General features: G+C 53.9%; 19 protein-coding genes. 7 read left to right on the top strand and 12 right to left on the bottom strand.

The genetic code is table 11. The annotated features are described in order from the left end of the window. Positions 1-3 precede the first annotated feature (3 nt). The 5 genes from yccS to CZ787_RS14085 all read right to left on the bottom strand — a co-directional run bounded on the left by yccS (position 4) and on the right by CZ787_RS14085 (position 5,433). Positions 4-2,220: a YccS family putative transporter gene (yccS, locus tag CZ787_RS14065; protein WP_087110287.1), complete on the bottom strand. Its 2,217-nt coding sequence runs from the start codon at positions 2,218-2,220 to the stop codon at positions 4-6. A gap of 109 nt (positions 2,221-2,329) precedes the next feature. Beyond that, the gene (locus tag CZ787_RS14070) at positions 2,330-3,334 is read right to left on the bottom strand and encodes an MDR family NADP-dependent oxidoreductase (protein WP_087110289.1); all 1,005 of its coding nucleotides are present in this window, start codon (positions 3,332-3,334) and stop codon (positions 2,330-2,332) included. A 171-nt stretch (positions 3,335-3,505) separates the two neighbouring features. Continuing rightward, positions 3,506-3,862: a hypothetical protein gene (locus CZ787_RS14075; RefSeq protein ID WP_087110291.1), complete on the bottom strand. Its 357-nt coding sequence runs from the start codon at positions 3,860-3,862 to the stop codon at positions 3,506-3,508. Continuing rightward, a complete protein-coding gene (locus tag CZ787_RS14080; RefSeq protein ID WP_018918476.1) occupies positions 3,862-4,134 on the bottom strand; it encodes an HU family DNA-binding protein in 273 nt (90 codons plus the stop codon). Before CZ787_RS14080 ends, CZ787_RS14075 begins: the two co-directional genes overlap by 1 nt. A gap of 105 nt (positions 4,135-4,239) precedes the next feature. Then, on the bottom strand, positions 4,240-5,433 hold the full coding sequence (locus CZ787_RS14085; protein WP_087110293.1) for an NAD(P)/FAD-dependent oxidoreductase: 1,194 nt from the start codon (positions 5,431-5,433) through the stop codon (positions 4,240-4,242). Positions 5,434-5,518: 85 nt separating this feature from the next. On the opposite strand from CZ787_RS14085, the gene CZ787_RS14090 reads away from it, so the two are divergent. The 6 genes from CZ787_RS14090 to CZ787_RS14115 all read left to right on the top strand — a co-directional run bounded on the left by CZ787_RS14090 (position 5,519) and on the right by CZ787_RS14115 (position 10,781). Next, complete coding sequence (locus CZ787_RS14090; RefSeq protein ID WP_087110295.1) at positions 5,519-6,082, top strand: chorismate--pyruvate lyase family protein; 564 nt, start codon at positions 5,519-5,521, stop codon at positions 6,080-6,082. 35 nt (positions 6,083-6,117) lie between these two features. After that, positions 6,118-7,014, top strand: a complete 897-nt coding sequence (gene ubiA / locus CZ787_RS14095) for a 4-hydroxybenzoate octaprenyltransferase (protein ID WP_087110297.1) — start codon at positions 6,118-6,120, stop codon at positions 7,012-7,014. Positions 7,015-7,144: 130 nt separating this feature from the next. Continuing rightward, positions 7,145-7,834: a phosphate regulon transcriptional regulator PhoB gene (phoB, locus tag CZ787_RS14100; RefSeq protein ID WP_087110299.1), complete on the top strand. Its 690-nt coding sequence runs from the start codon at positions 7,145-7,147 to the stop codon at positions 7,832-7,834. A 2-nt stretch (positions 7,835-7,836) separates the two neighbouring features. Next, positions 7,837-9,132: a phosphate regulon sensor histidine kinase PhoR gene (phoR, locus tag CZ787_RS14105; protein WP_087110301.1), complete on the top strand. Its 1,296-nt coding sequence runs from the start codon at positions 7,837-7,839 to the stop codon at positions 9,130-9,132. A gap of 306 nt (positions 9,133-9,438) precedes the next feature. Beyond that, positions 9,439-9,819, top strand: a complete 381-nt coding sequence (locus tag CZ787_RS14110; protein WP_087110303.1) for a hypothetical protein — start codon at positions 9,439-9,441, stop codon at positions 9,817-9,819. A 629-nt stretch (positions 9,820-10,448) separates the two neighbouring features. Further along, positions 10,449-10,781, top strand: coding sequence for a hypothetical protein (locus CZ787_RS14115; protein ID WP_087110305.1), 333 nt, complete (start codon positions 10,449-10,451; stop codon positions 10,779-10,781). Between the two features lie 82 nt (positions 10,782-10,863). Here the strand turns inward: CZ787_RS14115 and cysZ are convergent, their stop codons facing one another. The 6 genes from cysZ to CZ787_RS14145 all read right to left on the bottom strand — a co-directional run bounded on the left by cysZ (position 10,864) and on the right by CZ787_RS14145 (position 16,824). After that, positions 10,864-11,604, bottom strand: a complete 741-nt coding sequence (cysZ, locus tag CZ787_RS14120; protein WP_087110307.1) for a sulfate transporter CysZ — start codon at positions 11,602-11,604, stop codon at positions 10,864-10,866. Between the two features lie 76 nt (positions 11,605-11,680). Continuing rightward, positions 11,681-12,406, bottom strand: a complete 726-nt coding sequence (phoU, locus tag CZ787_RS14125) for a phosphate signaling complex protein PhoU (RefSeq protein WP_087110309.1) — start codon at positions 12,404-12,406, stop codon at positions 11,681-11,683. Positions 12,407-12,450: 44 nt separating this feature from the next. Next, a complete protein-coding gene (pstB, locus tag CZ787_RS14130; protein ID WP_087110311.1) occupies positions 12,451-13,266 on the bottom strand; it encodes a phosphate ABC transporter ATP-binding protein PstB in 816 nt (271 codons plus the stop codon). Further along, complete coding sequence (pstA, locus tag CZ787_RS14135) at positions 13,260-14,669, bottom strand: phosphate ABC transporter permease PstA (RefSeq protein ID WP_087110313.1); 1,410 nt, start codon at positions 14,667-14,669, stop codon at positions 13,260-13,262. Before pstA ends, pstB begins: the two co-directional genes overlap by 7 nt. After that, the gene (locus CZ787_RS14140; protein WP_087110315.1) at positions 14,669-15,784 is read right to left on the bottom strand and encodes an ABC transporter permease subunit; all 1,116 of its coding nucleotides are present in this window, start codon (positions 15,782-15,784) and stop codon (positions 14,669-14,671) included. Before CZ787_RS14140 ends, pstA begins: the two co-directional genes overlap by 1 nt. 98 nt (positions 15,785-15,882) lie before the next feature. After that, entirely contained in the window at positions 15,883-16,824 is a 942-nt protein-coding gene (locus CZ787_RS14145) for a PstS family phosphate ABC transporter substrate-binding protein (protein ID WP_087110317.1), read from the bottom strand. Positions 16,825-16,916: 92 nt separating this feature from the next. Here CZ787_RS14145 and CZ787_RS14150 point away from each other — a divergent pair, with 92 nt between their 5' ends. Continuing rightward, the gene (locus CZ787_RS14150) at positions 16,917-17,330 is read left to right on the top strand and encodes an acyl-CoA thioesterase (RefSeq protein ID WP_087110319.1); all 414 of its coding nucleotides are present in this window, start codon (positions 16,917-16,919) and stop codon (positions 17,328-17,330) included. Positions 17,331-17,414: 84 nt separating this feature from the next. Here CZ787_RS14150 and CZ787_RS14155 read toward each other — a convergent pair whose 3' ends face one another. Further along, positions 17,415-18,503 (bottom strand): TRAP transporter substrate-binding protein, encoded by a 1,089-nt coding sequence (locus CZ787_RS14155; protein ID WP_087110321.1) that lies wholly within the window; start codon positions 18,501-18,503, stop codon positions 17,415-17,417. Position 18,504 lies beyond the last annotated feature (1 nt).

An 18,504-nucleotide genomic window follows, 5' to 3' on the forward strand; every position in this document is an offset into this window, starting at 1 on the left:
CGTTTAAACGCTAGCGTTAGGACGGGTAGCTTCCTCGATGGAGGTTGATGTGCGGGTCAAGCGATTAGCCGCCTCGCCCAAAGGTGCTAGCTGTTCGGTGATGAGGCGTAGCTGGCTTTGAATAGGGCGATACATCACCATGGCCTGTTCGTCCGGGTTCGCCGCGCCGGACTCATCCAACTGTGTGAGTAGCTCGCTGACGGGCTCATTGAGCGGTGCAACCAGCTGACGCTTGTCCAACTGCTCGGCAAGCTGGTCAAGAAGTTCGCTGATCCGTTTAGCGGATGGCATCAAGGCGGCGTCATCCTCGCCTTCCAGCAAGCGGTGCCGGTGGGCGCCCAGGGCCGAGAGGTGACTAAGCAGCGTATTGGAGAGCACCAAAAAGCGTAGGCCATTATCGGCATCCTGTTTGCGGTAGTGGCCCGGCTCGTGAAGCATATTGGTGAGCAGGGTAGAAAGCGCGGCATCGGCATTGTGGGCATTGCGCCGTGCCAAGCGGTACGCAAGGTCGTCCTGCTTGCCCTCTTCATATTGATGAATAATTTCATCCAGATAGCGGCGGTGGTTGGTAATTGTCTTCGCCGCTTCCCGATACAGCCGGCGGCCCTGCCAATCGGGCAGAATAAAAAACACCGCTAGCCCTGCAATCAGCGAGCCAATTAAGGTGTCAAACAGGCGCGGCCAGATAAGGTCGAAGCCGTCGCCTACCTGGTTAAAGCTGCACAGCACCAGCAAAGTGATGGAGGCTGTCGCCACGACATAGCGTTTTTCCCGGTTGGCAAAAAAGGTGACGCCAGCGACCACCGCAATCACGCTCTGCACGCTTGGCTGGGGAAACAGGCTGATCGACACCCAGCCTGCCGTAAGGCCAAGTACCGTGCCCAAAATGCGTTGGGAAAGAAAGCGTCGCGTCGTGGCGAAGTTAGGCCGACATACAAACAGGGTAGTCAGCAAAATCCAGAAGCCTTGTTCGGGGTCCAGCCACTGAAGCAGGCCGTAGCCCGCGATGAGCGCGGTTGTCAGGCGTACCGCGTGGCGAAAGGTGGGGGAGCCAAGCGTAAAGTTGAGCTGTACTCGCTTCCACGCTTCCAGCAGGCTGGAGGGCGAGCGATCATAGAGCGCGCTATCTCCGCGGTCGCTGGTGGTATCCGGATTATGAGCACTGGCGATCTGTGCTTCGAGCGTCGCGAGGTTGTCCGCTAGCGCATTAAGCGGGCGCATTAGTTTGCGCCATTCGGGTTTGCCGCGTTCGCTCAAATTATCGATAGAGGCTCTAAGGTCGGCCAAGGCTTGTTCACTCTGCTCATGGTCAAAAGGGCGCTTAAGCAGTAACGATTTGGCTAACTGACGACAGGCGCGGCCCTGCTGATCCAAAAGCCGCTGGCAGCGGAACAGTACGTCATGGTGAAAAAATGCTTCGGTGAGGGCGCTGTAGGGGTAATGGGTCGAGCTTGCCCGTTCATGAATATCCTGAGCAATAAAGTATATCTGCAGGTAACGGTTAAGCTTTTGACTTCCTCGCTGGCCTTCCAGACGACGAAAAATCATCTCTTTTGCCTGATTGAGGGCATCCACCACTTTCCCGTTCTGGCGTGCCAGCGCCACACGACGGGCTTCTACATCGACCCCGCGTACGGGTTCAAACAGCGCTGATTTAAGAATCAGAAACTCGCCCAGCGCCTTGTACACGCGCGCCATGCTCTGCTTGACGGGTTGACGAGAAAAAAGAACACACCAGACAACGGAAATAACCCCGTACCAGGCCGCACCCGCCAACAGCAGCAACTGGCGTGAGGCCACATCGGCATCCACACCGCCGTGCTGCTCAATATTGATCATTGAGTAGATCGATAAAATCAGCGTGCCTGAGGCAATCGTGGCGTATCGCTGGCCGATAGCGCCCAACATGATGAGGGTGAACGTGGATATTCCCAGTCCCAGCGCAAACAGCCATGGCCAAGGAAACAGCCACTGCACGATAAATGAGGCTGAGGTAAAACATACCAGGGTTACCAGCAGTGCCTGTAATCGGCCTTGCCAGCTGTCATCGGTTTCGGAGAGCGCGCAGGCGATAATGCCCAGAAACAGCGGTATTACCAGGGCGATGTCGCCAAAATAAAGGCTAAATAGCAGGGCTACGCTGAATGCGATAAAAACGCGCAGGCTATAGGCAAACTTATCAAGTGTCCAAAGACGCCGAAGCGGCAGTGAAATAGGCATAGACGCTCTTATTGTCAGTTGCTGTTAGACTTTAGTATAAGCTCTTGGGCTGGTTCGTTGCTATGGCTTTGGGGTTATCACGTTATGCGTTTTTGGAGCAGATAAGCTCCTACCATTCGACCACACGCTTGCCTATATTATCGCCATTGAGCAACCCAATGAGCGCTGGAGCCACGCTGTCGAGTCCACCGCTTACTTTATCGAGCCGCCATGTGATACTTTTTTGTCCAACCAAAGGCGCCATAAAGCGCTGAAAGTCGTTCCAATGCGTTAGATAATCGGGCACGACAAAGGGATGGATTGCGACCTTTTTTTGCCTCAGCTGCGCAAAATTATCCGGGCTTTTACGCGGGCTGCGGGTTTGATATTGGCTTACTAATCCGCAAAGCACGAGGCGTCCATTCGGTCTCATTGCGTCAATCGCAGCAGTAAAAGCGCTGCCCCCGATATTTTCAAAATTGAGCGTAATACCGAAAGGCGCCGCGTTATTGAGTTGCCTGGCGTAATCAGGACTGCGGTGATTAAGTACGGTCTTGAATCCCAAACGGTGCAGCCAGTCACGCTTGTCGGTACGCCCGGCCGTCACGATCACGTTTGCCCCTTGGCGCTGTGCAAGCTGTGCGGCAATAGAGCCAACCGCACCGGCAGCGGCACTTACCAGTACGGTATCTTCAGCGGTGGGCTGCCCCAGTAACTGCATACCTACCCAAGCAGTAAACCCCGTCATTCCTAGTGGATGCAAGTAGGCTTCGGGGTCACTGCCTGCTGGTATGCGCATCAGGTGCTGCCCGTCAGCGGCAATGAGCTCCTGCATGGGGAGGTGGCCCACGACGAGGTCGCCCTGCTTAAACCCCGGCTCACTGCTGATAACTACCTCGGCCATGGTCCAGCCTGATAGGGTGCTGCCAGCCTTCCAGCGCTCAATATAGCCATACCCGCTGGGCTGCATCCGCGTGCGCATGTAGGGGTCAACGCTGATCGCGAGAGGTTTTAGCAGTAATCGCGTTATGTCTGGCAGGCTAATCACTGTCTTTTCGATGTGCTCGCAACGCAACTCTCCCTCAGGCAAGTGGGCAATCGTTAAGCCTGTCGTTTTTTTCCTGGATACGGTCATAGTGGTCCGTTCATTACATTAATAGCGCTAACGTTAGCGGGAATAAACGCAAAAGACCTGTTTAAAATGTGTTTAAAAAGCGCTGTGCAAACATTATGGCGGGAGAAAGGCAGGTGAAACGAGTAGGAACCCGCCACCTATGGGTGGCGGGTAGAACCGCTGGAAGAAGCGTTATAAATACTTCAGCAGTTTTTGCAGCTTGTTCATATCGGTGGAGTCACCGACAAGGCGTACCTCGCCGTTGAGCATTCCATCGAGGAAAGCTTGCTGCGTTGGCTTTCTAAGGATACGTAATGCGGCTTCCTGATCGCGAAAGCGCAATTCAAGATCCAAATCGACTGGCAGGCCTTTACCAGAAGAGATCCCTTTGGGGGCCATCCGGTAGTAGCGAGCAATGCTCAAGTCTTCTGTAGCAATGCCCCAGTCCAAGTGACGCATCCTTTCAAGCTGCTCACGAAAGCGCGGCTTGCGGCGCAGGGCACGTTTGAGCATTAGGCTCAATAGCCACAGCGTCAGCTTGAGTTTCATTAGGAAACGGCGTCCTTAAGCGCTTTACCCGGCTTAAAGGCAACATTTTTGCTAGCCGGAATTTGTAAGGGTGCGCCCGTTTGCGGGTTTTTGCCGGTACGCGCTGCACGCTCACGTACGGTAAAGGTACCAAAACCAATCAATGCCACATCTTCGCCTTTCGCAACGCTGTTAGTGATTTCATCCAGAATAACATTCAGGACCTGGCCTGCTTTGTCCTTGGATAAGTCGGCACTCTCAGCGATGGCAGCGGCGAGTTCAGGTTTGCGCATAGGAAGTTCCCCTCATTTACGTTAAGCGTAAAGCATAGCGGTGTTGTTAAAAGTACTCACTAGACTGGGCTAGCTTATCCAGCCTAGACGTGAGCGCGATAAAAATCAGCCCAGCAGTGTGGGAGCTGCCCGGGAAAGCTCCACTTTCCGTCTCACGCAGCCGCCTGTCAACGCAAAACCGACTAAATTCCCGTCTTTATCTTCGGCAAGCGCCGTCATATCACCCCCTTCGCCCTCAATTCGCCAGTGTTCGAGTATCGCCGAAGGCGGATAGGCCACTACGGGCAATAGCGGCGTTTTCACAATGATGGGCCAGGCGCCAAAGCTGACCTGCGTTGGTGAGCCGGTAAGCGTTGCCGAGAGTGCTTTGGCACTGGCTTGTAATGGCTGGACGTACATGGCATTGATGCCTTCTATGCAAGCAACATCGCCCAAGGCATAAATATGCGGGTGCGAAGTGCGCAAATATCGGTCTACCTGAATACCTTGTGGTGAAACGGCAAGCCCAGCGGCTTTTGCCAGAGCGATTCTTGGCGTAAGGCCGGTTGCCAGTAAAATAACATCGGCGTTGACGATGTCATCGTTGCTAAGCGTTAGACGAACAGTGCTGTCATTATTCGGGGCTAACTCTTTAATCGTGCGGTGGAGCGCAAGCTTTATACCGGCTTCCTGAAAGGCATCACTCAGCGCAAACCCCAGCGGTTCTGGTAATAGCTTGGGTAACGGCGTGGCCTCTGGAGCAATCAGGGTTACTTGATGGCCACCTGCATGCAGGTCGTTGGCAAATTCACAGCCGACTAATCCTGCGCCGATAACGGCAATGCGCGCGGGGCGCTCACTCAGCGCGTGATGAAGCAGACGATAGTCGTCGAGATCGTTAATGGTAAAGCAGTAGCGAGCAACGCTTTCTGGAATGTCAAAAGGCACCCGGGATTCAGCACCGGTCGCCAGCACCAGTGTATCGTAGGCAAGTGTTTGTCCGTCGCTAAGCTGTACAGTGTGCGTGTCTGTTGTCACGTGCTCTACTGACGTATGGGTAAGCACATGGGCATCCAATTCATCGGCCAGTGCCGTGGCTGAATGCCTGGCCAACTGATTGGGCGAGAGGCGTTTTGCAAAGCCGGTAGATAACAGCGGCTTGCTGTAGTCCTCGCCGCTATCTGCGCTCACCAAAATCATCGAGCGCTTATCGCCTTGGCGACGTAGCGCACGCGCAAGCCCAATGCCAGCCATGCCGGTGCCAATGATGATCAACTCAGCGTGGTCAGTCGGGCTGCTAACCGGATGTGATGCAGGCATGCCATCCCCAAATAATCGGTGTCGTAAAAGCTTTTAAGACCACCATGTTACACTAGCTTCTCTGTTTTTTGCCCAGGAGTATCTGGTGGTGACGTCCTCTTTTCGGCAAACGCATGCCTTTCCTGTTTGGCAGCCCGTGGCTGCGTTACGCCCCGCCATGAGCGCTGCCTGGTGGGAGTGGATCGCGTCTACTGATTCGCTAACGGTCCGCTTGAAAGCGGCAGGTGCGGGGCAGCTGTTTCGCGTTCGCCTGCTGCGCCAGGGCGCCGGCGTGCCTCTGCGTGATGAAGCGCAGGCGTTGGGGATTGAGCTTCGCCGCTATGCCTGGTTGCGGGAGGTCGCCCTGTGCGTGGGTGATAACCCTTGGGTCGTCGCACGTTCGGTTGCCCCCTTAACACAGCTAAAAGGTCAGCGATTGGAGCAACTTGGTGAGCGCTCGCTGGGCAGCTGGCTGTTTCGCCAGCCGGATTTAGTACGTGGTCCTCTTGAAGCCACGAGCGGCGCCCCACGCTTTGACTTCCCTGAGGGTGCAGGCGTGGAAAGTCGTTGGGGGCGGCGCTCAGTATTTCAGCATGGTGGGTTATCGCTACTGGTGCAGGAGTACTTTTTATCCACCATGGCAGATGACCTTCGTCTGCCTTCGCGGTAGGCTTGCTCGGCATCTCTTCTTTACGTGAGGTAGGCATGGATCGTTCTTTGTTGCGGCCAATCGGATGGGCGCGAGTCGCTGATTTTTTACACTTAATGCGTCTGGACCGCCCCATTGGCACCTGGCTATTGATGTGGCCTACCTTATGGGCGCTTTGGGTGGCTACAAACGGGGTGCCAGGCCGCAACGTGCTGCTTATTTTTGTGGCAGGTGTTTATGTTATGCGCGCTGCTGGCTGCGTTGTGAATGATTACGCTGACCGCCATGTTGATGGCCACGTTAAGCGCACGAAACATCGTCCGCTGGCGACGGGGCGAATCAGTGAAACCGAAGCCCAGCTGCTGTTTATTGGGCTGGTCGCTGTTGCGTTTGTGTTAGTGCTGCTGACCAACTGGTTTACGGTGCTGCTGTCGATTGGTGGCGTGATTCTGGCGTTTATCTACCCCTTTATGAAGCGTTACACCCATTTTCCTCAAGTGGTGCTGGGGGCGGCTTTTTCGTGGGCAATCCCCATGGCGTTTGGGGCGGTGCTGGGATATGTACCTGTGGAAGGCTGGTTGCTGTTTTGTGCGAACGTACTGTGGACGGTTGCCTACGATACCCAATACGCCATGGTCGACCGCGACGATGACCTGAAAATTGGTATTAAATCAACGGCGGTGCTGTTTGGCAGTGCAGACCGCTTGATGATTGGATTACTGCAACTGGCGACGTTGGCGCTGTTAGCCTTTGTGGGTGTTCGTGTTGGGCTGGGTGGTTTTTTCTGGCTAGGCCTTGTCGGTATGGCGGCCACCTTTATTCATCAACAGCGCCTGATTCGGCATCGTGAACGTGACCCGTGTTTTCAGGCTTTTTTGAATAATCACTGGTCAGGGCTGCTGATTTTTGCCGGAATTGCGCTAAGTTGGTGGCCAGTGGCCGGGCCGCTCTAGTAAAGCGTGATTAGTGGTTGTCATTCGTTCTTGTTATTGGCTATTGTCATATAAGTGTCATCAAGTCATGGTGTTATTGTCACTGAGATGTCATTGAATTACCTTTCATTGAACACCGTGAGGCCCTGGAATGACCGCCAAGACCGTTTTGATTGTCGATGATGAAGCGCCTATTCGCGAAATGATCGCAGTGGCGCTGGAAATGGCTGACTATCGCGTGCTTGAAGCGGATAACGCCCAGGATGCCCACGCGCTAGTCGTTGATCATCAGCCTGACTTACTGCTTCTGGATTGGATGATGCCAGGTACCAGTGGTATTGAGTTGGCGCGACGCCTTAAGCGTGAAGAAGCAACCGCCGAAATGCCGATTATTATGCTCACCGCCAAGGGTGAGGAAGACAATAAGATTCAAGGCCTTGAGGCGGGAGCGGACGACTATATCACCAAACCCTTCTCGCCCCGTGAGTTGGTCGCGCGCTTGAAAGCCGTATTGCGACGCACTACCCCGCGTGGCGTAGAAGACCCCATCGAAATTAACGGCCTGCTACTCGACCCCGTCAGCCACCGTGTTAGTGCGCATGGCAAGGCGCTGGAAATGGGGCCCACTGAATATCGCCTGCTGCAGTTCTTTATGACTCACCAGGAGCGAGCCTATACACGCAGCCAGCTACTGGACCAGGTATGGGGCGGCAATGTGTATGTTGAGGAGCGCACAGTGGATGTACATATTCGGCGCTTGCGTAAGGCGTTAGGCGATGTGCATCAAAACCTGATTCAGACGGTACGGGGTACCGGTTATCGTTTCTCAGCCCGGGTGTAACTGTGCGTCTATGGAGCCGTGAGCTTTGGCGTATTGCCTGGTTAGCGACCATAGGTGTTTGCCTGGGGTGGTTGTTAGGTTCAGCGGGTCTTGGTTTGGCGGCCGGGTTGGCCGTTTGTCTTTTTTACCATTTACGCCAGCTGCGCGTACTCTTTCAATGGTTAACCCTTAATCCCCATAACGAGCCGCCAGCTGCTGGTGGCATGTGGGGGGATTTGCTTGATCGTCTTTACCGCTACCAAAAAAGCCAGCGCATTACACAAGGTCGATTGCGGTCTACGCTTGCGCGTATCCAGGAATCCTCAGAGGCCATGCGCGACAGCGTGGTAATGCTCGACCGCCATGGTGATTTGGAGTGGTGGAACAGTGCTGCGACGGATATGCTGGGCCTACAAACCGCACACGATCGTGGCCAGCACATTACCAATTTGTTGCGTGACCCACGCTTTATCAGCTACTTCAACGCCCGCGACTACAGCGAACCGCTTACGCTGACCTCACCCATTGATGAGCGCAGCATTCTGCAATACCAAATCACCTTGTATGGCGACGATGAACGCCTGGTGATGGCACGGGATATCACTCGTTTGCACCGCCTTGAGCAAATGCGCAGAGACTTCGTGGCCAACGTCTCCCATGAGCTGCGTACGCCGCTTACGGTTCTTTCTGGCTACCTCGAAACCTATGGTGACTTGGCTGAGCAGCTTCCGCCTCGCTTGGGTCGGGGGATCGAGCAAATGCAGGACCAGACGCAGCGCATGCAAAATCTGGTTAACGACCTGCTACTTTTGTCACGCTTGGAAATTGATCAAGGCGGGCAGGATCATCAGGCGCTGTCGGTTGAGCAATTGCTTAATAGCGTCTGCCAGGATGCATTGGCGCTATCGCACCGTAAGCATGTTATCCGTGTTGCTATTGAAAGTGACGCCCAGCTCATAGGGAGCGAGAAGGAAATACGTAGCGCTATTTCTAACCTGGCCTTCAATGCGGTGCGATATACCCCAGAGGGTAGCCAAATTACACTGCGCTGGGCGCCCATGGAAGATGGAAGCGCATGCATAGAAGTAGAAGATGATGGAGAGGGCATCGATCCTGTCCACCTTCCCAGGCTAACGGAACGCTTTTATCGGGTTGATAAAGGCCGAAGTACCGCGACAGGCGGTACTGGGCTTGGTCTTGCCATCGTTAAGCATATCCTGCTGCGCCACGATGCCCTGCTTCAGGTTGAATCGCATCCTGGCGAAGGTTCGCTATTTCGCTGTATTTTCCCCGGCACTCGGCTGGCTGCTGCCTCCTAGCCCCCTTTCCCTGGTTTTTTGTATAACCTTTATATAAGCGTGCCATGTAGACAGCCAACTATGGCTCAAGTCTGCTCATGTGTCATTTTTAGTCAGTTATGGTGGCCCCATATACACGCTCAACGAGCATGGCTGGTACGTCGGCTGGGTTTTAAGTTATTTATTAATAAGAAGTATTTTTTTATTTTTGTTTTCTGGCATTACATCTGCATTAAGTTAGGCAAGGAAGATTACCGCAGGAAATGGTAAGCCAGGAAGGCACTTCCTTAAGTTAAGCGGTATCAACAGCGCTCGAGGAGAAGGAACATGATGTCCAAGGAACTACTCAAGAAAGCTGGGATTTTAGGTGTAACGTTCGGTTTACTGGCAAGCCCTTTCGCTTTTGCCCAAGAGCCAGTAGATCCAAACCACGATATTACAGCTGATGAAGAACCCATGCAGCCGCAATCATCTGGTACGGGTGCAGGTGGTGATGCATCTACCTATGATGCAGGTGATCTTTCAGACATTAACGGTGAAAGCGCAGGCGATACTACGCGTCCCGGTGCAGGTTCTTCTCAACATGAAACTCATAATGAGTCCATGGATGGCGGTCCAACGGGCGTAACTGGTGGCGGCGATACGTCATTTGAGCCGAGCGACCTGCCTGAGCAAAATAGCTCTGTAACCACTGGCCAAGATCAGTGACGAGCAGTTTAAACACTCAGCTCTAAAAATTTGTACTACAGTTTAGGAACGAGCAAGGGATAAGGATGTCCCATCGCATGGATGCTCACCGATTCACGGACTGAATCAAGCGACAATCAGAGCGTTAGTCAGGGTAAATTCCAAGGTTGGAGCCCCGCAAAAGGAGAGGAAGCTAGCGCTAGCTATTGTCCATAGATACGGGGTTAGGGTCCTGCCATGGCAGGACCTAATCTTGTATAGCTCTAAATGAGCAGTCACGGTTGACAAGTTTTAAATTCTCTATCTCAGCTTTTCACCATTTTCCTGCCCCCGCCGGTTTGATGACTCCTTTCATACTTTTTAAACACAAAGGTTAATAACGAGCTTTTTAGCTTGTTCACCATGGTGCTGTGCTAACATTAAACAAATATTAGCCTGCTATTTACTTGGGTGGCTTTATTTTTGTGGTCTTGTTTAAAAACTATCTTTGAATTATCTATCATTCCATGAATTTGGGATGTTTTGGCACTTAGACCGTAATCCTGTAGTCAAAGACACTGACCGCTTCTCACCCCTTCAGTGCAGTGGTATTTACATTAGTGTGATAATAGGTACGACAGATGAGTAGCACCCCACATCAGGAGAGAGTTATGTCATTTAAAGCAGTATTAAAAACGGCAGGTATTTTAGGTATTTCTATCGGTTTGGTTGCAAGCCCGCTCGCTTTTGCCCAAAGCTCTATTGAGCGTACTAAAGATCGTGCAGTGGGTAGTGATGTCATCGACATGCCGCAATCCACTAGCACGTCTAGTCCTCACTACTCACCCAGTGAGCTTAACCATAGTCAGCGTGATCATATGAACGGCAACTATGCACCGTCAAGCCAGCTGCAGCGGGATCAGGATGGTACCCAGCGTCGTAACACCCATTCGTTCGGATCGACCGAGTTGAATCACAAAGAAGGCGATAGCCTGGACTGGTAAACCACTACTAAAAGCATTAAAAAACCCCGCTAAAGCGGGGTTTTGCGCCTAAAAGCGTAGAAAAAGCATGACTTTTCAGGTGTTACGAGGGCCTCTGGATCGTAAGCTCACTCGCCGTACGATAATATTGGTCCCACATTAGTACGGCTCCCGCTACGGCTCCCGGGATCAAAAAAAGATTGGCAAGCGGTATCCAGGTAACCAGAGTAACTAGCCCGCCGTAGCTGAGGCTTTGCCACCAGCGCTTGGAAAGCCGTTGACGCATATCCTTAAACGCGACCTTATTATTATCCATAGGGTAGTCCAGATAGGTAATGGCCATTACCCATGCGGAAAACAGCCCCCATAGAATCGGTGCAAAGAGGTTGAGTCCTGGAATCCAGCTGATGATAAAGAGGGCAATGGCGCGGGGGGCGATATACGCAAGCTTGACCAGCTCTCGGCCTAGCGCATCAACCGCAGTTCTGGTCAGCCCCCGGTCATCCAGCGGAATACGGCCTGTTTCTTGAGTTTCCACTTTAGCCGCTAAAAAGCCGTAAAAAGGTGCCGCAATAAAGCTTGTAATCAGGGTGAAGGTGAAGAATACAATGGCAATAAGGCTAACCACAAACAGCGGCCAGATCAGCCAGGAGAGCCAATCCAGCCAAGCAGGTACTAATGTCATCCAGTGATCAATCCAGCCCGAAAAGCGCGTAATCACAAAGCTGAACATGGCGACATAAACAATAATATTGACGAGGATAGGAAGAAAAATATAACGCCGCAGGCCTTTTTGATAGACCAGCCGCGTACCTCGGCTAAGCGCTGTTATTGCATCCAACATTCAAGCAGTCCTCATAAATACAAACGTCCAGGCGGGTGTCCGCCCAGACGTATTGCAAGAGGAAACGCCTCATGGGTCAAGGCTTTTTCGTAACCTTCTGGTCGACGATGTCCAGGTCGCTATGTCGAATATCGAGCCCCTTCACGAGATACACAACGTACTCCGCCAGGTTATCGGCATGGTCGCCGACGCGTTCCAGCGCGCGCAGCACCCACATAATGCTGAGTATTGAACTAATTGAGCGTGAATCCTCCATCATGAAGGTCATCAATGAGCGCATGGCACTGCCGTACTCATCATCGACCGACTCGTCTTCACGCACTACCTTCATCGCCAAGTCGGTATCGAAACGGGCAAAGGCTGTCAGCGCATCGCGCAGCATTTTACGTACATGCTCACTGATATGGCGAACTTCAATTAAGCCACGAACCGTGCTGGTGTTCTCGCTGAGCAAGATTGCATTACGCGCAATCTTGCTGGCTTCATCGCCGATACGCTCAAGATCTGAAGTGGCACGAATAACGGCAAGCACCAGGCGTAAGTCTGATGCTGCGGGCTGGCGGCGTGCCAATACGCGGGTGCACTCTTCATCAATTTGCAGCTGCAGGTCGTTCACTTGCCGGTCGTTATCGCGCACTTTTTCAGCCAAGCGGGTATCGTTTTCCAGCAGGGCGAATACGGCATCCTGAACCTGTTTTTCCACCAGGCCGCCCATGGCCATCAGGTGGGTTTTTAGCTCTTCCAGCTCCTGGTTGAACTGGCGCGAGATATGCTGGCTGTGGGTATCGCTCGTAATATCCATTGAGCACTCCTGATGTTGGGTTAGTTAGGCCTGATGATTGACGACTACGTCATGCGGCCGGTGATGTAGTTTTCGGTGCGTTGTAAATGCGGATTAGTGAAGACCTGGTCAGTAGGGCCGTACTCAACCAGCTCTCCGTTGTGTAGAAAGGCCGTATAATCGGAGACCCGTGCGGCTTGCTGCATATTGTGGGTGACAAGGATAAGGGTTAGCTGTGATTTAAGGTTACGAATCAGCTCCTCAATCTTCAGCGTTGAAATTGGATCAAGCGCTGATGCCGGCTCATCCAGTAGTAGCACATCCGGTTGCACGGCAAGCGTTCGAGCGATGACCAAGCGCTGCTGCTGACCACCTGATAGCTGCCACGCCGAACGATGCAGGCGGTCTTTTACCTCATCCCATAGGGCTGCTGAGGTCAGCGCCCACTCGATAATGTCATCGCGTTGCCGCTTGGGTAGGCGATGCTGTAAACGCAAGCCAAAAGCGACGTTTTCATAGATCGACATGGGAAACGGATTGGGCGTTTGAAACACCATGCCTACCCGGCGGCGTAGCTCGGTCACGTTCATCTGCGCGGCGTAAATATCCTGCCCTTCAAGCTGAATATGCCCACTGTGTTCCACGCTCTCGTTAAGATCATGTAACCGGTTAATGGCACGTAGCAGTGTTGACTTGCCACAGCCAGAAGGCCCAATAAAGGCCGTTACCCGGTGGCGTGGCACACTCAACGTTAAATTACGCAACGCCGATTTCCCCGCATAGGCGAGGTTAAATTGCTCGATACTCAAGGCGCAGTGCTCGGATGAAAAGTGCGTCACCGGCGCCTGTGGGGCATTGGCTATATCTAATGACGCTAGCATTCGCTTCCTCGTTGGCGCCTAAAATAATGACGCAGAAATATGGCAGTTAGGTTAAGCACCAAAATAATAACCACTAAAAGAAGCGCCGTGGCGTAAACCAGAGGCATAGCGGCCTGTACATCTTCGCCATGAAAAGCAGTATCAAATAGATGATAGCCAAGATGCATAAATTTGCGCTCCAGGTGCACATAAGGAAACTCACCGTCGACCGGCATTTGCGGAGCTAACTTGGCAACCCCCACCAGCATAAGCGGAGCGACTTCGCCTGCGGCGCGGGCGATAGCGAGAATAACGCCAGTTAGCATGGCAGGAGTAGCCATGGGCAGGACAATACGCGTTAGCATTTCCAGACGGGTGGCCCCCAGCGCTACTGCCCCCTCACGCTGGGCATCGGGAATGCGAGCAAGCCCTTCCTCGGTGGCCACAATAACGACAGGAAGCGTCAATAGCGCGAGCGTTAAAGAGGCCCATAAAAGACCGCCGGTGCCGAACGTTGGCGAAGGCAGTGTATCGCTGAAGAACCAGCTATCCAGCGTGCCGCCAATGCCGTAAACGAATACGCCAAGGCCGAATACGCCGTACACAATGGAGGGAACGCCCGCCAAATTGCGTACGCCAATGCGCACTAACCGGGTAAGTCGGTTTTGATGAGCAATTTCATTAAGATAAATAGCGGCCAGTACGCCAAAGGGGGTGACGATTACGGACATTAAAATGACCATCAGTACAGTACCGAAAATAGCCGGCCATACGCCGCCACTGGTATTGGCCGCACGCGGGCCCTCGCTTAAAAACTGCCAAACGTTAGTGCCCCAGGTGTGCGTTTTTTGCCACCAGGACATGGCATTAGGAGCCAGTGCCTGGCTGACGCTGTCCAGAGGTTGGCGTAACGTCTCGCCCTGTGCCGTGACCAGCAGCAGCTGCCCCGGCGGGCGCTGATTAGCCGGTAGGGTAAGTGCATTGTTTAAATAGTCCCACGCTTCGTGGCCATGTAGCGATTGCTGGTCAGTTTCTACTGCGGCCAAGCGACCAATAAAACTGCCCCACGGAGCACGTTCCAGGCGGATCAGGTCGTGCGGTGTTGTACGTGAGGTAATATCGTCGATATCTACCCAGTGCCAGCTGACGCCGTCTACATCACGGTTACCTTTAAAATAGAGGCGCTCAACCCCGGCTTCCTGAGGCAGCGGCGTTTCGCGAATAGCTTGCCCTGCAACAACGCTACCCGAGCGTAGTGTTATCTCTTCAAGCGTGGCGGGCCAAAAATGGCCTAACCCACGCACAAGCAATAGTGTAAGTAACGCGCTTAACATTAAAAGTGATAAGGCAACGCTAGCGGCGCATAGCCACGGCCATAGTTTATCGAGCCGATGCCTGGGAGCGGCGGCGAATAGGCGGCTCATTAGTAATGCCCTGCTTTATGGTAGCGGCGGCGCATACGTAAGCGCACTGCCTCGGCTAGGGTGTTTACCAAAAACGTAAATAGAAACAGCACCAGCGCCGCTAGAATCAGGTGATGATAGGTAAACCCGCCGGGGGAGGCTTCTGGGAGCTCAATCGCAATGGCGGAGGCCATTGAGCGCATGCCTTCAAAGGGGCTGGCGCTCAGCAGAGCGGTATTGCCGCTGGCCATTAACACAATCATGGTTTCACCTACCGCACGACCCATGCCTATCATCACTGCAGAAAAGATACCCGGTCCCGCCGCCGGTAGCGCGACTTTCCATAGCGCCTGCCAGCGGCTGGCCCCGAGCGCTTGGGCGCCTTCCATCATGGAGAGCGGGACGTCGGCAAGTGCATCTTCGGCAAGAGAGTAAATGCTGGGTATTACTGCAAACCCCATGGCGATACCTACAATCAGTGCATTGCGGGTGGCGTAATCCATCCCCCAGCGCTGTTCTAACCAGCGGCGCAGATCGCCGCCCAGAAAGAGTTGCTCCAGCAAGGGCGTCAACCACACTGCCAGCGCCACCATGCCGACAAGCCAGGGTACAAGCCATAGCCCGGCCCAGGAAAACGGCAGCCGCCGATGCCAGTGAGACGAGGCCATGTGCCAGAGTACGCCTGCAAGCCCCGCGCTGATTGGCAGCCATACCAGCAGCACCAGCGTACTGGCCAGGTTTCGCTCCACCCATGGAGCAAGTACTAAACCGGCAATAAATCCCACTACCACGCCGGGCATTGCCTCCATCATCTCAAGAGTCGGCTTAATCCGGCTGCGCAAGCGCGCTGACATGAATAACGCCGAGTACATGGCGGCGCCCAAGGCGATAGGCAGCGCGAAGAGCATCGCCGCCAAGGCCGCTTTCAGCGTTCCCCATACCAGTGGTGAGAGCTTATCGAAGGCAAAGGTCTTATCCAGTGCCAACAGCGGCAGCGTTTCCCAAAATAGAAACACTCCGATCGCCAGAATCGCGAGCAGTACCGCGATGCCCCCCGCCGTAATAAGGCCGGTGGCGACACGATTTTTAAACTGGCGTAGCGGCTGATAAGAAGCAGGAACGCGAGATGGGGTCATATCAACATCATAGGGAAGGCATGGCCGTCGCGAAGATGGGTTGCATGGTGAGTTCTCCTTACTCTAAGACATTTTTATGACAATTGGATGATAGTGAACTACCACCGTTGCTGATTTGTGAGTTCATCATCGGGCAGCGGTACAAAACCCGCCGCACGGGCAATTTGCTGGCCTTCTTCCGATAAAATAAACGCTAAAAATGCCTGCTCGGCGGCGGGCAGTAACTCACCTGGCGGTAAATTAACGTAGAGGTAAAGGTCGCGTGATAGCGGATATTCGTTGCGCTGAACAGCCTGCTCGCTGGGCGCAATTTCTTCCCCCTCTGCGGTAACAAGGCGTAGCGCGTGTACCATCGGTGTCAGGTGATTATATCCGGCATATCCCATGGCGTTGGGCGACTCACCCACGGCCGCGACAACGGCAGAGGAGCCCGGGTGCTCGCTGATGTCGGGGCGGAATTGGCCATCACACAGCACCTCGGTCTGAAACAACCCATAGGTGCCCGATGCCAGGTTACGCCCATGTAGGGCGATATTTCCATAGGGCCACTCGCGTGTGGCGGCCAATTCGCTCCAGCGTCTTATCGGCTTTTCGGCGCCGCACGCTTGGCCGGTGGAGAAAATGGCATCGGCCTGTTGGCGCGTAATGGCCCGCAAGGGGTTATGACGATGAACGACCAGAATAAGCGCATCTCTGGCCACCCTAAGCTCTAGCGGTGGGTAACCGTAGCGATCGATAAACGCTTGTCGCTCTTGGTCATTCATGGGGCGCGACATGGGTCCAAGCCGTGCAGTGCCAGCCGTAAGCGCTGGCGGTACGCTTGCCGAGCCGGTGGCCTGAAACTGCAAGTTAATCTCTGGATAGCGCACGGCTAGCGCCTCGCCCCAGCGTAATATTAGGCCGGCCATCGTGTCGGAGCCAATCGCACTCAGGGTGCCACTCACTGGTTGTGGTTGCCCCCAGGCGGCTGATGCGAATAGCATTAGTACCGTGGCAAGCGTAAAACGCAGGCGATTTTTTTTCCCTGACGATAAACCCATGCACTTCAAACGTGTGTCCTCGTATGATTAACTAATGCTTTATATTGCGACGCAGCAACAGCACAACAATAACCCTATTAAGCGACCGACTTATGACACTTTTAGAAACCGACCTGGATGATGCTCCGGCCCCTCAAGGCCTGCTCACACTCAAATTACTGGCTTCTCGACAGGATACCAACCTTTACGGCGATATTTCGGGCGGGTGGCTGGTTAATCATATGGATCAGGCGGCAGAACTTGCAGCCGGTCGTGAGGCTGGCGGGCGTACTGCGACAGTGGCCATTGAATCGATGGATTTCTTAAGCCCTGTGCGCGTGGGTTCCATGGTGAGCGTTTACACTCATGTACAGGAAATTGGCCGCAGTTCTCTTAAGATCGATGTCGAAGTATGGGTACGTATTCCTCATGGGCGACGACTTGAAGAGCGCCAAAAAGTCACTGAGGCGCGTTTCGTCATGGTCGCTCTGGACGATAATGGCCGTATTCGTGCCGTGCATGGTTAAGGCTTGCCGGCCCTTCATCAGATGGCACAATGGTTTGCAAAAAAAGGGCGCCTGGGCGCCCTTTTTATCAACCGTGGGTAGCGATTAACCGCCAACGGCATCACGTCCTTTCAGGTAGGCATACTCGCCGATATCACTGAACGGGCGGATAAGGTTCTGGAAGTTAGCGTACGACTCATAAATGCGCCGTGAGTCTTCATCGCTCTCAACCTGGTTTTGAATCACGGCTTGTGAGGATTCGTAGAGTGCCTGAACGACATCGTCGGGGAATTCGCGCAGTTGAACGTTATGCTCATCCACCAGTGTCTCTAGCGCCTGAGCGTTGCGGTAAGCGAACTCCGTGTACATGGCCAGGTTGGACGCGCGTGCTGCTTCGCGAATAACGTCCTGCAGATCTTCTGGCAAGGCATTCCAGGCATCCAGATTGATCATTGTCTCGACGGTTGCGGTCGGCTCGTTCCACACCGTGGTGTAGTAGTAGTCGGCCACTTGATGCAGGCCAAACGCCATATCGTTGTAAGGCCCTACCCAGTCGGCGGCATCCAGAACACCCGTTTGCATCGAGGTGAAAATCTCAGAGCCTGGCATATTCACGGTGCTGACTCCGATGCCGTTCATGGCTTCACCGGCAAGTCCTGGCAAACGTAGTTTAAGGCCCTGCATGTCGTCCAGCGAGTTGATCTCTTTCTTGAACCAGCCTGCCATTTGAGGGCCAGTGTTGCCCACTGCGAACGGCTTAAGATTATGCTTGGCGTAAACCTCGTCCCACAGCTCCTGACCGCCGCCGTGATACAGCCACGCATTCATCTCAGTCGTTGACATACCAAAGGGCACGGCGGTAAAGAACTGGGCAGCCGGAAGCTTGCCACGCCAGTAATAGGGCGTGGAGTGGCCCATCTCTGCCGTTCCAGCTGATACCGCATCAAACACTTCCAATGCAGGTACCAGCTCGCCTGCGCCGTGTACGCGGATTTTCATACGACCGTTGGAGAGCTGCTCAACGCGACGGGCGAAGTCGTTGGCGCCCGTGCCTAGCGCCGGGAAGTTCTTCGGCCAAGAGGTCACCATGTCCCAGGTATACGTTTCATCTGCATGCGCGGTCGCTACAAAGGGGGCGGCAGCGACACCGGCAGCACCTAAGCCAGCGGTTTTTAAGAATTGGCGGCGTTGCATG

The sequence above is a fragment of the Halomonas citrativorans genome, from assembly GCF_900163645.1.
GTDB classification, from domain to species: Bacteria; Pseudomonadota; Gammaproteobacteria; order Pseudomonadales; family Halomonadaceae; genus Vreelandella; species Vreelandella citrativorans.